General features: G+C 58.3%; 16 protein-coding genes. 14 read left to right on the top strand and 2 right to left on the bottom strand.

The window, feature by feature from the left end:
* Nucleotides 1-13: 13 nt before the first annotated feature.
* The 13 genes from ftsY to PXT33_RS10370 all read left to right on the top strand — a co-directional run bounded on the left by ftsY (nt 14) and on the right by PXT33_RS10370 (nt 11,405).
* A complete protein-coding gene (gene ftsY, locus PXT33_RS10430; protein ID WP_005944371.1) occupies nt 14-964 on the top strand; it encodes a signal recognition particle-docking protein FtsY in 951 nt (316 codons plus the stop codon).
* Between the two features lie 93 nt (nt 965-1,057).
* Nucleotides 1,058-1,693 carry an RdgB/HAM1 family non-canonical purine NTP pyrophosphatase gene (gene rdgB, locus PXT33_RS10425; protein ID WP_332376488.1) on the top strand — a complete coding sequence of 212 codons (636 nt, stop codon included), beginning with the start codon at nt 1,058-1,060 and terminating at the stop codon, nt 1,691-1,693.
* A 256-nt stretch (nt 1,694-1,949) separates the two neighbouring features.
* Nucleotides 1,950-2,246, top strand: coding sequence for a YhbY family RNA-binding protein (locus PXT33_RS10420; RefSeq protein ID WP_005944364.1), 297 nt, complete (start codon nt 1,950-1,952; stop codon nt 2,244-2,246).
* A gap of 2 nt (nt 2,247-2,248) precedes the next feature.
* Nucleotides 2,249-2,932 carry a nicotinate (nicotinamide) nucleotide adenylyltransferase gene (nadD, locus tag PXT33_RS10415; RefSeq protein ID WP_332376487.1) on the top strand — a complete coding sequence of 228 codons (684 nt, stop codon included), beginning with the start codon at nt 2,249-2,251 and terminating at the stop codon, nt 2,930-2,932.
* Nucleotides 2,883-3,461, top strand: a complete 579-nt coding sequence (yqeK, locus tag PXT33_RS10410; protein ID WP_005944360.1) for a bis(5'-nucleosyl)-tetraphosphatase (symmetrical) YqeK — start codon at nt 2,883-2,885, stop codon at nt 3,459-3,461. The genes nadD and yqeK overlap by 50 nt, the downstream gene beginning before the upstream one ends.
* A gap of 138 nt (nt 3,462-3,599) precedes the next feature.
* The gene (locus PXT33_RS10405; protein WP_332376486.1) at nt 3,600-4,973 is read left to right on the top strand and encodes an LCP family protein; all 1,374 of its coding nucleotides are present in this window, start codon (nt 3,600-3,602) and stop codon (nt 4,971-4,973) included.
* Between the two features lie 22 nt (nt 4,974-4,995).
* The gene (rsfS, locus tag PXT33_RS10400) at nt 4,996-5,379 is read left to right on the top strand and encodes a ribosome silencing factor (RefSeq protein ID WP_005944348.1); all 384 of its coding nucleotides are present in this window, start codon (nt 4,996-4,998) and stop codon (nt 5,377-5,379) included.
* A gap of 248 nt (nt 5,380-5,627) precedes the next feature.
* A complete protein-coding gene (gene leuS, locus PXT33_RS10395; RefSeq protein WP_207698644.1) occupies nt 5,628-8,177 on the top strand; it encodes a leucine--tRNA ligase in 2,550 nt (849 codons plus the stop codon).
* Between the two features lie 221 nt (nt 8,178-8,398).
* A complete protein-coding gene (gene rpsU, locus PXT33_RS10390; RefSeq protein WP_005928271.1) occupies nt 8,399-8,575 on the top strand; it encodes a 30S ribosomal protein S21 in 177 nt (58 codons plus the stop codon).
* A 108-nt stretch (nt 8,576-8,683) separates the two neighbouring features.
* On the top strand, nt 8,684-9,187 hold the full coding sequence (locus PXT33_RS10385; protein WP_154255565.1) for a YqeG family HAD IIIA-type phosphatase: 504 nt from the start codon (nt 8,684-8,686) through the stop codon (nt 9,185-9,187).
* Nucleotides 9,184-10,050: a TIM barrel protein gene (locus PXT33_RS10380; protein ID WP_332376485.1), complete on the top strand. Its 867-nt coding sequence runs from the start codon at nt 9,184-9,186 to the stop codon at nt 10,048-10,050. Before PXT33_RS10385 ends, PXT33_RS10380 begins: the two co-directional genes overlap by 4 nt.
* Nucleotides 10,051-10,169: 119 nt before the next feature.
* Nucleotides 10,170-10,727: an elongation factor P gene (gene efp, locus PXT33_RS10375; protein WP_005928281.1), complete on the top strand. Its 558-nt coding sequence runs from the start codon at nt 10,170-10,172 to the stop codon at nt 10,725-10,727.
* 87 nt (nt 10,728-10,814) lie between these two features.
* Nucleotides 10,815-11,405 (top strand): CD1247 N-terminal domain-containing protein, encoded by a 591-nt coding sequence (locus tag PXT33_RS10370; RefSeq protein WP_118526304.1) that lies wholly within the window; start codon nt 10,815-10,817, stop codon nt 11,403-11,405.
* 42 nt (nt 11,406-11,447) lie between these two features.
* Here the strand turns inward: PXT33_RS10370 and PXT33_RS10365 are convergent, their stop codons facing one another.
* Entirely contained in the window at nt 11,448-11,732 is a 285-nt protein-coding gene (locus PXT33_RS10365) for a hypothetical protein (protein ID WP_097775268.1), read from the bottom strand.
* 240 nt (nt 11,733-11,972) lie between these two features.
* Here PXT33_RS10365 and PXT33_RS10360 point away from each other — a divergent pair, with 240 nt between their 5' ends.
* Nucleotides 11,973-12,875, top strand: coding sequence for a GDSL-type esterase/lipase family protein (locus PXT33_RS10360; RefSeq protein WP_332376484.1), 903 nt, complete (start codon nt 11,973-11,975; stop codon nt 12,873-12,875).
* 50 nt (nt 12,876-12,925) lie between these two features.
* On the opposite strand, the gene PXT33_RS10355 is transcribed toward PXT33_RS10360, so the two are convergent.
* A complete protein-coding gene (locus PXT33_RS10355) occupies nt 12,926-14,587 on the bottom strand; it encodes a formate--tetrahydrofolate ligase (protein ID WP_332376483.1) in 1,662 nt (553 codons plus the stop codon).
* Nucleotides 14,588-14,729 lie beyond the last annotated feature (142 nt).

Genomic DNA, 14,729 nt, shown 5'->3' with positions numbered 1-14,729 from the left:
ATAGGAGGACACCATGGGGTTCTTCGGATTTGGCAAGAAAAACAAAGAAAAAGAACAGGAAAAAATGAAAACGGGTCTGGAAAAGACCCGCACCGGTTTCTGGGGCAATATCCTCAACACCCTCACCGGCAGCGTCATCGACGATGATATGTACGATGATCTGGAAGAGCAGCTCATCCTTGCAGATGTGGGCGGCGAGGTGGCCGTGCGTCTGGTGGATAAGCTGCGCGACCGTGTGCACGAAAAGGGCCTGAAGACCGGCGAAGAGGCGGCGGATGCCCTGCGCGACATCATTGCCGAGGAAATGACACCGGATGCCGAGATGGATCTTTCCGGCAAGCCGGCCGTCATTCTGGTCATTGGCGTGAACGGCGTGGGCAAGACCACCAGCATTGCAAAGCTGGCCGATCACTACACCCGCGAGGGCAAAAAGGTGATGCTGGCCGCAGGCGATACCTTCCGTGCTGCAGCCAGCGAACAGCTGGAGATCTGGGCTGACCGCGCCGGTGTGCCCATTGTGAGCGCAGGCGAGGGCGCAGACCCGGCGGCTGTCATTTTCGACACCGTAAAGTCTGCCACCGCACGTGGTTATGACATGGTCATTGCCGACACCGCAGGCCGTCTGCACAACAAGGCAAACCTGATGGCAGAGCTTTCCAAGATCAGCCGCAGCGTCAAGAAGGCCAGCCCGGAAGCCAGCCTTGAAACGCTGCTGGTGCTGGATGCCATCACCGGCCAGAACGCCATCAGTCAGGCCAAGGAATTCTGCAAGGCTGCAGATGCTACCGGCATCATCCTGACCAAGCTGGACGGCACCGCCAAGGGCGGCTGCGTGGTAGCGGTCAAGCAGCGTCTGGGCCTGCCGGTGCGCTTCATCGGCGTGGGCGAGGGCATCGACGACCTGCTGCCCTTTACCCCGGAGGGCTTTGTGGAAGAGCTGCTCCCGCGCCAGTGGAAGCACTAAAATAGAACCCTCTCACCGTTCCGTCCGCTTGCAGCGGCGCGGAGACGGAGCTCTCCCAAAGGGGCGAGCTTTGAAAGCGGAAGGAGTATTAAGATGAAAATTTGTGCAGCTACCGGCAACGCCGGAAAGCTCCGCGAACTGCGCCGCATTCTGGAAGCGCAGGGCCACGAGGTGGTCAGCCAGAAGCAGCTGGGCATCACCATCGAGCCGGAGGAGACCGGCACCACCTTTGCCGAGAACGCCCTCATCAAGGCTGAAACCATCTGCAAGGCATGCGGCCTGCCCACCATCGCCGATGACTCCGGCCTGTGCGTGGAGGCGCTGGGCGGTGCGCCTGGCGTCTACAGTGCCCGCTACTGCGGCCGCCACGGCGACGACGAAGCCAACAACGACAAGCTTCTGGACGCCATGCAGGCTGTGCCTGCCGGGCAGCGGGGTGCAAAATTCGTGTCCGCGGTGTGCTTCATCCTGCCGGATGGGCGGCATCTGACCTGCATGGGCGAGTGCCCGGGCAGCATCGCCTTTGAGCGGCTGTGCGGGGACTACGGCTTTGGCTACGATCCGCTGTTCATCCCCACCGACTGCGGCGTGGGAAAGCACGATAAGCGCCCCAACACCGAGGGCCGCAGCTACGCCCAGCTGACCCCGGATGAAAAGGATGCCATCAGCCACCGCGGCAATGCGCTGGCGGTGCTGGAACAGCAGCTGCCGGGATTTCTGGCAGAATGAACTCCCCCAGTCTGCTTCGCAGACAGATTCCCCTTTTTGTCACCTACGGTGACATCTTCCCCCGGCCGGGGGAAGTCGTCCTCGGAGATGGGGCCTTTGGCAGTCCGGCAAGCGTTTCGTTTCTGCCAAAGGCTCCCTCTTTGAGGGAGCTGGCAAAGCCGCAAGGCTTTGACTGAAGGAGTTTCTCACCGCAAGCGGAGACAATTCTAAATCGTTTCTTTATCGAAATATCAACCTCAAAATAAAGGAGAAAACTATGCTGACAAGCAAACAGCGCGCCATTCTGCGCGGCAAGGCAAACACCATGGACCCCGTTTTCATCGTGGGTAAGGGCGAGATCGACGAGACCATGATCCAGGGCGTGAAGGACTGTCTGGATGCCCGTGAGCTCATCAAGCTCAAGGTGCTGGAAAACAGCATGTACAATGCCCGTGAAGCTTCGGTCAAGCTGGCTGAGGCCACCGGTGCCGACTGCGTACAGGTGATCGGCTCCAAGTTCGTGCTGTACCTGCAGAAGAAAAAGGACAGCGCCTACGCTGATCTGCTGAAGTAAAAATGAAAGTTCTTCTCTACGGCGGTACATTTGACCCGCCCCATAACGGCCACCTGAACAATCTGCGCGCTGCCGCTGCCCGCGTGCAGCCGGATAAGGTGGTGGTGATGCCTGCCGGGCTTTCGCCCTTCAAGCAGAAGACCTCTGCGCCGGGCGCACTGCGGCTGGAAATGTGCAGCTGCTTCCATGCACTGGAAGAGGATGCGGACACGATCCCGCAGCTGGAAGTCAGCGGCTGGGAGATCGAGCAGGCCGCTGCCGGAAACCGCAACTATACGGTGCTCACGGTGGAAAAACTGGCCCGGGACTACCCCGGGGCACAGCTGTACCTTGCCATTGGCAGCGATATGCTGCTAAGCTTTGACGGCTGGCACCGCTGGCAGGATATCCTGCGCCTTGCCCATCTGGTGGTCACCAGCCGCCATGTGGGCGACGACCCCGAGCTGCACGCAAAGGCTCTCCGGCTGGACCCCACCGGGGCACGCATCCTGTTTGCGCCGGTACAGGCGCTGCCCATGGCCAGCAGCGACATCCGCACCCGTCTGACTGCAGGCGAAGGATGTGAAGCTGAGCTGCCGGAGGCGGTGCGGGCGGTCATCCGCCGGGAGAAACTCTACAAAAAGGAAGTATCAGCCAATGAACCTCAAACAGGCAAAGGAGCTTGTGCGCGGCCGCTTGAGCGATAAGCGCTATGAGCATACCTTGAATGTGAAAAAAATGGCCGTCAAGCTGGCAAAGATCTACGGTGAGGATGAGGAGCGCGCCGCGCTGGCAGCCCTGCTGCACGACTCCGCCAAGGAGATCAGCAAGGATGAGATGCGCGAGATCCTGCGCGCTTACCCCCAGTATGCCGAGGGCGGCGAAGAGCGCCCGGCCCCGGTGTGGCACGGCGTGTGCGCCGCCATTCTGGCCCGCACCCAGTGGGGCGTGACCGACGAAGCGGTGCTTAGCGCTATTGCCTGCCACACGGCGGGCAAACCCGGCATGACCCGGCTTGACAAAATTTTGTATCTGGCCGATATGACCAGCGCGGAGCGGGACTGGCCCGGCGTGGAAAAGCTGCGCAAGCTGGAAAAAAAGAATCTGGATGCCGCTATGCTGGCCGCGCTGAAGCAGACCAACGATTTCGTGCTCTCGCAGGGCAAGCCCCTTGACCCGATGTCCAAGGCTGCCTATGAGGATATCCTTGCCCGCAGCGGGAAGAATGAACGGTGAGAGCACAGCTGCTCTGAAACAAGCGGAAACAGAAAACGGATTGCAGATTTCGTCGGATAATGCTATACTTAAGAGCATGACAGGTCTGCAGGAACATTTTTTTGCAGGACCGCGAAAATCTGGAGGATACAAAAAAGCATGAGCCAGACGCCACGCCATATCAATACTTCGCGTTCTCTGAACCGGCCGGATTCGGCAGCAGCCGCACCGCGCCACGCTGCATCCAGCACGGATGCAAAGCAGAGCGCAGGCGGTGCACACAATGAGCCGCCGCGCCGCCCGGCACAGGGAGCAGGGCAGAAGCCGCCGCGCCGCCGCAAAAAGAAAAAGAAAATGCCCCTCTGGCTGCCTTTTGCAGTGGTCATGGCCATCATCGCGGTGATCTCCGGTGTGGTGGTGTACGGAGTCAGCCTTGTAAACAAGGTGGAGGACAGCATCCGCCCGGACGACAGCACCCCTACCATTGAGGAAGAGGTGAAGACAGCCGAGGAATACAAGGGCGATGTGGTGAACATTCTGGTCTGCGGCATCGACTATGAAGAGGGCCGCAATTATTCCAACGATCCCACCTCTAACGACGGCATGACCGATATGATCCTGTACGTGCAGTTCGACATCAAGAACGGTGCACTGCGGATGCTGCAGATCCCCCGCAACAGCCTTGTCACCACCAAGAACAAAAAGATCACCCTTTCCAATGGAAAGACCTACGCCGCCACGAATTATCAGATCAACTCGGTGGCAATCTCCAACGGCGGCAGCATCGCCGCTTTGGCCGATGTTATCTACGATCAGTTCCGACTGCCCATCGATTACTATGTGACGGTGGATATGCAGGCACTGGTGGATATGGTGGATAACTTTGGCGGCATTGAGGTGTATATCCCTCACGATATGTCCTACGGCGGCAGCAAGCTGCTCAAGGGCTACCGCAATCTGAACGGCGCATCGGCAGAGTTCTTTGTGCGCTGCCGCCACGGCGACGGCTACGCCAATTCCGATATCGACCGCCTGAACATGCAGCGCTATTTCTATGCCGGCCTGTTCAAGCGTGCCCGCGCCATGGGCGTTACCGATATCCTGAACCAGCTGCCGCTGGTGTTCAAAAACTATATCAAGACGGATATGGACATTTCCACCATTGCAAAGCTGGTGGTGTCTTTCCTCAAGCTCGACAGCTCCAACATCATTCTGGCGCAGACACCGGTGTTCATGGGCGTGCCCAACGTGGGCAAGACCGACACCTTTGCCGGTTACTCCTGCGTGGTGCCGGATGCGGGTTCCATTGCAAACCTGCTCAACCAGTATTTCTGCACCTACACCGGCCCCATTGATGTGAGCGAAATGAATCTTGTCACCGACGAGTGGCCCCACGGCAGTGCATCCACCGATGCCAACGTGCAGTATATGGGCCGCATCGATAAGGAGTCGGACGATGCCATCCTGAACGGCGATACAGACCTTGATGGCGCTGTTACCACCGACGGTCAGGCCGCAGGCTCCGCAAACTGAAACTGACAGAAAGGAAAAACATATGGAGAACTTCAACGACAGCAAGGCGCTTGCCATTGAGATCGCAAAGATCCTGGATAAGAAAAAGGCCCACGATGTGCGCGTGCTCAAGGTGGAAAGCCTGACCGTGCTCACAGATTACTTCGTTATTGCCTCCGGCACTTCCACCACGCAGGTGGCATCTCTGGCCGACGAGGTGGAGTATGAGCTTTCCCAGAAGGGCCTGGAGCCCTACAGCACGGAGGGCTACGATTCCAAGAACTGGGTGCTGCTGGATTATTCCAACGTCATCGTGCACGTATTCGTACCCAACACCCGCACCTATTACGATCTGGAGCACCTGTGGGCAGATGGTGAGCCCATTGATATCTCCGAGTACCTCACCCCTGACAGCACCCTTGAATGATTCAGGCAAACAGCTGTCTACCTGAAAAAAGAACCCTCTCAGTCAGGGCGTCCGCCCTGACAGCTCCCCCGAAAGGGGGAGCTTGCGCAAAAGAGGGAAGGCTGCGGTCTGCACAAAACCTCTCCCCTTCGGGAGAGGTGGCATCGCGCAGCGATGACGGAGAGGGTTTTCTGGCAAAGGCAGATAGCTTGAAAGCATACGCCCCCAAGCAACGGTATTTTGGATAAAGTCTGGAGCTGATTAACAACATGAAGTACGATTACAAGGCAGTTGAAGCCAAGTGGCAGAAGGTGTGGGAGGACGAAAAGACCTTCCATGTCGAGATCGACCACAAAAAACCCAAGTTCTATGCACTGGTCGAGTTCCCGTATCCGTCGGGTGCCGGCCTGCATGTAGGCCATCCCCGCAGCTACACCGCGCTGGACGTGGTCAGCCGCAAGCGCCGTCAGAACGGCTACAATGTGCTGTACCCCATGGGCTGGGACGCTTTTGGCCTGCCCACTGAGAACTTTGCCATGAAGAACCACATCCACCCGGCCATTGTCACCAAGAACAATGTGGACCACTTCCGCAGCCAGCTGAAGGCTTTGGGCTTCTCCTTTGACTGGGACCGCGAGATCAATACCACCGACCCCGAGTACTACAAGTGGACCCAGTGGATCTTCCTGCAGCTGTATAAGCATGGTCTGGCTTACAAGAAGGAAATGAACGTCAACTGGTGCACCGGCTGCAAGTGCGTGCTGGCCAACGAGGAAGTTGTCAACGGCGTGTGCGAGCGCTGCGGCAGCGAGGTCGTTCACCGCGTCAAGAGCCAGTGGATGCTCAAGATCACCGCTTATGCCGATAAGCTGATCGATGGTCTGGACGGTCTGGATTACATTGAGCGCGTTGCCACCCAGCAGAAGAACTGGATCGGCCGCAGCCACGGCGCAGAGGTTAACTTCGGCACCACCGCAGGCGATACCCTGACCGTGTACACCACCCGCTGTGACACTCTGTTTGGTGCCACCTACATGGTCGTTTCTCCGGAGCACGCTATGGTCAAGGAGTGGCTGGACAAGGGCATCCTCAAGAATGCCGATGCCGTCAAGGCCTATCAGGCCGAGGCAGCCCGCAAAAGCGACTTTGAGCGCAGCGAGCTGAACAAGGAAAAGACCGGTGTCAAGCTGGAAGGCGTCATGGGCATCAACCCGGTCAATGATACCGAGATCCCCATCTTTATCTCGGACTACGTTCTGTCCACCTACGGCACCGGTGCCATCATGGCTGTGCCCGCCCACGATACCCGCGACTGGGAGTTTGCCAAGAAGTTCGGCCTGCCCATCATCGAGGTGGTCAAAGGCAATACCCCGTCCAATCTGGACGAAGCCGCCTTCACCGATGTGGCCACCGGCACGCTGGTCAACTCCGGCTTCCTGAACGGCCTGTCCGTCACCGATGCAAAGAAAAAGATGATCGACTGGCTGGAGGCAAACGGCAAGGGCTGCGATAAGGTCAACTACAAGCTGCGCGACTGGGTGTTCAGCCGTCAGCGCTACTGGGGCGAGCCCATCCCCATGGTCAAGTGTGAAAAGTGCGGCTGGCAGCCTCTGCCCGAGAGCAGCCTGCCCCTGACCCTGCCGGACATCACCGATTTTGAGCCGGGTCCGGACGGAGAATCTCCGCTGGCCCGCCACAAGGACTGGGTCAAGACCACCTGCCCCTGCTGCGGCGGCCCCGCTACCCGCGAGACTGACACCATGCCCCAGTGGGCCGGTTCTTCCTGGTACTTCCTGCGCTACATGGACCCCCACTGCAAGGATGCCATTGCTTCCAAGGAAGCTCTGGAATACTGGTCTCCGGTGGACTGGTACAACGGCGGCATGGAGCACACCACCCTGCATCTGCTGTACAGCCGCTTCTGGCATAAGTTCCTGTATGATATCGGCGCTGTGCCTTCTCCGGAACCCTACCAGAAGCGCACCGCTCACGGCATGATCCTGGGCCTGAACCCCCACAGCTTTGTCAACCTGCCCGCTGAGGAGCAGGAAAAGCTGCTGAAGGAGTACGGCAGCCAGAAGGCCGCTGAAAAGGCTCTGGAAGAAAAGTACGGCGAAATGTCGCGCCATCCCATCGTGAAGATGTCCAAGTCTCTGGGCAACGTCATCAACCCGGACGAGGTGGTGGACCAGTACGGTGCTGACACCATGCGTCTGTACGAGATGTTCATGGGCGACTTTGAACAGGCTGCACCGTGGCAGACCTCTGCTATTGCAGGCTGCAACCGCTTCCTGGACCGCGTGTGGACGCTGAGCGACAAGCTGGTGGAGGGCGAGGGCTATCGCCCGCAGGTCGAGACCCTGATGCACCAGACCATCAAGAAGGTGGGCGCTGACATCGAGACCCTGAAGATGAACACCGCCATTGCCCAGCTCATGACGCTGGTGAACGCCCTGTACGACAACGGCGGCGCGACCAAGGCCGAGCTGGAGACCGTTGTCCAGCTGCTGAACCCGTTTGCTCCCCACATGACCGAAGAGCTGTGGGAGAAGCTGGGCCACAGCCACGACGAGCAGCTGGCTTACTACCCCTGGCCCAAGTACGAAGAGGCCAAGTGCGTGGAAAGCACAGTGGAGATCGCTGTGCAGGTGAACGGCAAGGTGAAGGCCCGCCTGAAGGTGGCTGCCGACATTGACGCTGCTGCCGCCATTGCTGCCGCCAAGGCTGACCCCGCTGTTGCTGCCGCTCTGGAAGGCAAGCAGCTGGTCAAGGAGATCTACGTCAAGGGCCGTCTGGTCAATCTGGCTGTCAAGGGCTAAACCAACCGATACCCTGCCGAAAGGCTGGATATACAACTACCCGCAGAGGCGGACTGGCGCATAAAACACCCGGGAACGTTTATTCAAAATCTTTTCAAAGATTTTGCGCAAAAAACTTTCAAAAAAAGGTTGACGAACCGGAGAAAATGCGCTATACTGTCTACTGTTAGTTACCATGTAACAACGAAATTCCTGCCTCACGGTCCAAGGGAGGGAATAAGATGTCGGAAATTCGTGTTAAAGAGGGCGAGTCGCTGGAAAGCGCACTGCGTCGCTTCAAGCGCAGCACCGCTCGCAGCGGTGTGCTCGCAGAGGTCCGTAAGCGCGAGGCTTACGAGAAGCCGTCTGTCAAGCGCAAGAAGAAGTCCGAAGCAGCCCGCAAGCGCAAGTTCAAGTAATTGATCACTTGAAGTCGCTGTTGCTTTAGATTTCATACGCGTTGCTAACGCCGATGTAGGGGAGCCTGTATTGCAGGCTCCCCTATTTTCATTGCAGGGAGAAATACTATGCTCATCACCCCCGAATACGTTTTCAAGGATGTCACCCACATCACGCCGGAATGGCTGGCGGAAAAAGGCATCACTGCGCTGGTGCTGGATATCGATAACACCCTCACCGCCGACCGCAGTCAGGAGCTGCCGGAAGATGTGGCCGTGTGGTTGGACACGATGCGCAGGGCGGGTGTCAGGCTCACCATCGTGTCCAACGGTGCGGAAAAGCGGGTGCGGCCCTTTGCCCAGAAGCTGGGCCTTGCGTACCTGTACCGCTCCGCAAAGCCGCTGCCCTTTGCTCTGATGGCGGCGCAGCACCGCATGGGCGTGAAGCGCCGTCAGATGGCGATGGTGGGCGACCAGCTCTATGCCGACCGCATGGCGGCAGCGCTGTACGGCATTCCGGGCCTGATGGTGGTGCCCCGCGGCCCGGACCTCGGTGCGCAGGTCATCCTCAAGCGTAAGTGGGAGAAAAAACACTGGCAGAAATACTATGACCGGGGAGGCAAGACCCTGTGAGTGATTGGAAGATCCGGTTCGGCACCGCAGGCACCAGCGACAGCTTTGCCGCCCAAGGCTACAAAAGCAGCTTGGATGTGCCGGAGTACACCGCAAAGATGGGACTGAACGCCTTCGAGTACCAGTGCGGACGGGGCGTGCGTCTGGGGCTGGACAAGGCTGCAAAAATGGCCGCACTGGCCGCGCCAAAGGATATCCTGTTCAGCGTGCATGCACCGTATTATATCAGCATGTCCAGTCTGGAAGAGGAAAAGCGGCTCAACAGCATCCAGTATCTGCTGCAAAGTGCGGCGGTGTGCAAAGCGCTGGGCGGCAGACGCATCATCTTCCACTCCGGCAGCTGCGGCAAGCAGAGCCGGGAAGCGGCCCTTGAAAAAGCGCTGGATACCATGCGCCGTGCCGTGGAAGCGCTGGACGAAGCAGGCTTTGCCGATATGACTCTCTGCCCGGAGACCATGGGCAAGATCGGCCAGCTGGGCACACTGGACGAGGTGCTGGCGCTGTGCAGCGTGGATAAGCGCATTACGCCCTGCATCGACTTCGGCCACCTGAATGCCCGCACTCTGGGCGGCATCCGCTCGAAAGAGGACTACGCTGCCATCCTTGACCGCATGGCAGAAAAGCTGGGGGACCAACGGGCAGAACGGTTCCATGTGCATTTTTCCCGCATCGAGTATTCGGCGGGCGGCGAAAAGCGCCACTGGACCTTTGCCGAGACCCAGTTCGGCCCGGAGCCGCAGCCGCTGATGGAACTGCTGGCTGAGCGGAAGCTGCAGCCGGTCATCATCTGCGAGAGCGCAGGCACGCAGGCTGAGGATGCCGGGGCTATGCAGCAGATGTACCATGCAGCGTGCAAAACGTAAAAAATTTTGTGTTTTTATCGTCTTTTTTGCCGAAACCCCTTGCCAAATGCAAACGGATTGGGTAAAATAAATAGAGATATGCGTTAAGCATTTGAGATTAAACTAATGGAGGAATTCCTATGATTTCTGCAGGCGAGTTTCGCAATGGCGTGACCTTTGAGCAGGACGGCCAGGTTCTTCAGGTCGTTGAGTTCCAGCACGTGAAGCCCGGCAAGGGCGCTGCCTTTGTCCGTACCAAGACCAAGAACGTGATTACCGGCTCTGTGGTTGAGACCAGCTACAACCCGACCGCAAAGTTCCCGCAGGCTTTCATCGAGCGCAAGGATGTGACCTATAGCTACGAGGATGGCGATCTGTACCACTTCATGGACAACGAGACCTACGATGACATCCCCGTCAACGCAGCCGATGTGCCCGATAACTTCAAGTTCTGCAAGGAGAACGAGCTGTGCAAGCTGCTGAGCTACAAGGGCAAGGTGTTCAGCGTCGAGATCCCCAACTTCATCGAGCTGGAAGTTACCCAGACCGAGCCGGGTGTCAAGGGCAACACTGCCACCAACACCCTGAAGCCCGCTACCGTCGAGACCGGTGCTGAGATTCGTGTGCCTCTGTTCATCAACGAGGGCGACCACATCCGCATCGATACCCGCACCGGCGAGTATATGGAGCGCGTCTGATCTCTTTAACGCCAAACCGGGCTGCGGGCAACCGTCTGCCCGGTTTTTTAAAACTCCGATTTTTCTCATTTTAAGGAGGGCATTCGTATGGAACTGAACAAAAAGGCAGCTTATCTGCAGGGTCTGGTCGATGGTCTGGGCATTGATGATACCACCAAAGAGGGCAAGATCATCAAGGCCATGAGCGCACTGCTGGGTGAAATGGCTGAGGTCATCGAGAGCGTGGACGAAGATCTTTCCCGCGCCTACGACCAGATCAACGACCTGAGCGATGAGCTGGAAGATCTGGAAGCAGATCTGTACGAGGAGGAGGACGAAGACGGCGAAAGCGAGGACGCTGAGGATGAGGACACCGATGGCGACGACGATGCCAAGGATGATGACATCGCCAGTGAGCCGTTCTATGAAGTGGCCTGCCCCAACTGCGGCGAGACCGTTTACGTCAGCGAGGATGATCTGGATGCAGGCGAAGCCAACTGCGCGCACTGCGGCGTGACCTTTGAGGTCGCTCTGGAAGGGGACGGCGAAGAGGATGCCGAGGATGGCCCCGTGCAGTACGAAGTGACCTGCCCGGACTGCGGCACTACCGCCGTGTTTGAGGAAGACGAACTGCTGGACGGCGCACCCAAGTGCCCGAACTGCGGCAAGCCCCTCGACTTTGAAGTGACCGAAGAATAAGCAAAAAAGACCGCTGCACTCCGGTGCAGCGGTCTTTTTTGTTTACTGTGCGTTTGCCTTCTGCAGCCAGATGCTGCCGATGTCCAAAGCGTTGTACAGGCCGATCTTGGTGGTCTGACGCATCACGCGCTCCTGCGGAGCCTTGGTGGTGTCGGTAGAGAGCAGCATCAGGTGGACCTTGTCTGCAACCTGCTGGTCGCCCACAGGCTTGGTGGTCGTGATCTGCAGATAGAGCACATATGGGTCGGTCATATTGCCGTAGTACAGCTCATTGTCCTTGCGGACGAGGGGCTTGCCTTTATAAGTCAGTTTTGGAGTAAATGCCATCGTGAAAGCCTCCCTATCAATAGTAGTTCAGTTCAGTATAACACATCTATGGTACAGGATGCAAGCTTTTGACACGATAGAAGGCGGGCTTTTTGCGCACAATAGCATGCCTGCGTGCAAAAGAATCTGCAATTTTAGGCACTCTGGCAGAAAACGGGTCTTGCCGGAATGCACAGATATGGTATACTAAGAACGAGAAAGCCCGCAGCATAGCCCGGGCAGAAAAGTGAGGGAGACAGCATGGCAGACTATCAGGAATACCGGCGGCGCGTGTTGCGCAAACGCTGGCGCAGGCGGTTCATGGCGGCAGCTCTGCTGCTGCTGCTTTTGCTGGTGGGAGCCATCGGGATGTTGTGGAAGAGCCTGCACCGGGAACAGCGGCCCTCCGGCGTTGGGCAGAACACCATCCTGCAGGAGGTAACACAGGATAATACTTGGAACACGGCCTCCTACGCGGTGGCGCGGCAGCTCACGGTGCAGCCGCTTGCAGACAGCGCGGCCACTGCGCTGGATTTCCGTATGGCGGCGCTGCCAAAGAGCAGCACGGCTGTGGGCAGGGAATGGTTCAATGACGTGAGCTTTGTGGGCGACAGCCTGACGCAGGGCATGCAGCTGTACGAAGAAGGAATGCAGAACGCCATGTTCTGTGCGTACAAGGGTGTTGGGCCGAACGTGATCGTCAATGGCACTACCTGCAAGCGCGCCGACGGCGTGGCTGAGGTGCCGCTGGAAGCGTTGACCGCCCAGCAGCCCAGAGCTATTTATGTCCTGTTGGGCACCAACGTGCTGGGCCGCGATACCGATTATAGCAGCTTTCTGACCTATTACCGGCTGATGCTGGACATGCTGAGCCAGACACTGCCAAATGCAAAGATCTATGTGCAGTCCATCACGCCGGTGCGGCCGGAAGTATGCCAGAAGTCCGGCCATGAGGGCTTGAACCGCGACCGCCTGTGCCAGATCAACAATGAGCTGGCAGCCATTGCGCTGGAAAAGAACTGCTATTTTCTCAACCTGTGGGAAGTGCTGGCAGATGAAAACGGCGACCTGATCGAAAGCTACGCCCAGCCGGACGGCTACCATCTGAGACCCGCCGGATATGCCGTATGGACGGATTATCTGTGCAGCCACACAGAAGGATAAAAAATAAGAGGTTCGTTCACTGAGCGAACCTCTTATTTTTTACTTGAAACTTAGAACAGGCCGGTGATCTTGCCGTCGGCATCCACATCGATGCTCACAGCGGCGGGCTTTTTGGGCAGGCCCGGCATGGTCATGATATTACCGCAGATGACCACCACGAAGCCGGCACCGGCAGCAAGGCGCACCTCGCGCACCTCCATGGTAAAGCCGGTGGGGGCACCGATGAGCTTTGCGTTGTCGCTGAAGCTGTACTGGGTCTTGGCGATGCACACGGGCAGGTTCCCATAACCCATCTCAGTCAGCTCGGCCAGTGTCTTGCTGGCGGCGGCGCTGTAGTTCACGCCGTCGGCCCGGTAAATTTTGGTGGCGATGGCGTTGATCTTGTCCTTCAGGGGCATTTCCAGCGGGTAGGTGTACTGGATGGGACGATCCTCCAGCACCTCCAGCACCTTCTCGGCCAGCGCCTTGCCGCCCTCGCCGCCCTTGGCGAATACTTCGCTCAGCACGCAGGGAACACCCTGCTCGGCGCACACCTGCTCCACATAAGCCTGCTCTTCGGCGGTATCGGTGGGGAAGGCATTGATGGCGACCACCACCGGCAGGCCGAAGCCATTTTTCAGGTTGTCGATGTGGCGGATGAGGTTGGATGCACCGGCCTTGACGGCTTCGAGGTTGGGCTGGCTCAGGTCGGCCTTTGCCACGCCGCCGTGGCTCTTGAGGGCACGCACGGTGGCCACCAGCACGCAGGCAGAGGGAGCGATACCGGCGTAGCGGCACTTGATATCCAAAAACTTCTCTGCGCCCAGATCGGCACCAAAGCCTGCTTCAGTGATGGTATAGTCGGCCAGAGAAAGGCTCAGCTTGGTAGCCAGCACACTGTTGCAGCCGTGGGCGATGTTGGCAAAGGGACCGCCGTGGATGATGGCGGGGTTGTTTTCCAGCGTCTGTACAAGGTTCGGGTCCAGCGCGTCCTTCAGCAGGGCGGTCATGGCACCGGCAGCACCGATCTCACCGGCAGTGACGGGCTTGCCGTCGTAGGTGTAGGCGCATACGATCTTGGAAAGACGCTCCTTCAGATCGGAAATGCTGGTGGCAAGGCAGAAAATTGCCATCACCTCGCTGGCAACGGTGATATCAAAGCCGTCCTCGCGGGGAGTGCCGTTCACCTTGCCGCCCAGACCGTCCACGATGAACCGCAGCTGGCGGTCGTTCATGTCCATGCAGCGCTTCCATGTGATGCGGCGGGGGTCGATGTTCAGCGGGTTGCCCTGCTGGATGCTGTTGTCGATCATGGCAGCCAGCAGGTTGTTGGCTGTGCCGATGGCGTGCAGATCGCCGGTAAAGTGCAGGTTGATGTCCTCCATGGGCACCACCTGTGCGTAGCCGCCGCCGGCAGCACCGCCCTTGACGCCGAACACCGGGCCAAGGCTGGGCTCACGCAGGCAGAGCATGGTCTTTTTGCCCAGAGCGTTCATGGCATCGGCCAGACCCACGCTGGTGGTGGTTTTGCCCTCGCCCGCCGGGGTGGGGCTGATGGCGGTGACGAGGATCAGCTTGCCCTGTTTTTTGGCATCGTGAATCAGGCGGTGATCGATCTTGGCCTTGTAGCGGCCATAGGGGATCACGTGCTCATCGGAAAGGCCCAGCTGGGCGGCAATCTCGGTGATGGGTTTCATTTTGGCTTCCTGTGCGATCTCGATATCGGTTTTCATCAGACATCCTCCTTTGGAAGTCGTTTCTACAAGCATTGCACGCCGCCTGAACGGCCTTTTTGCTTGCATCCTGCGTTGCTTTCCCTTGCAATCCGTCAGGATTGCTGCGAAAAATCACCTTGTCTGCGGGCAAAAAATCTCG

Origin of the sequence: Faecalibacterium taiwanense (assembly GCF_036632915.2) — a bacterium.
Taxonomy (GTDB): Bacteria; Bacillota; Clostridia; order Oscillospirales; family Ruminococcaceae; genus Faecalibacterium; species Faecalibacterium taiwanense.
Note: the sequence above shows the minus strand (reverse complement) of the source record. Positions and strands in the feature narration are given on the sequence as shown.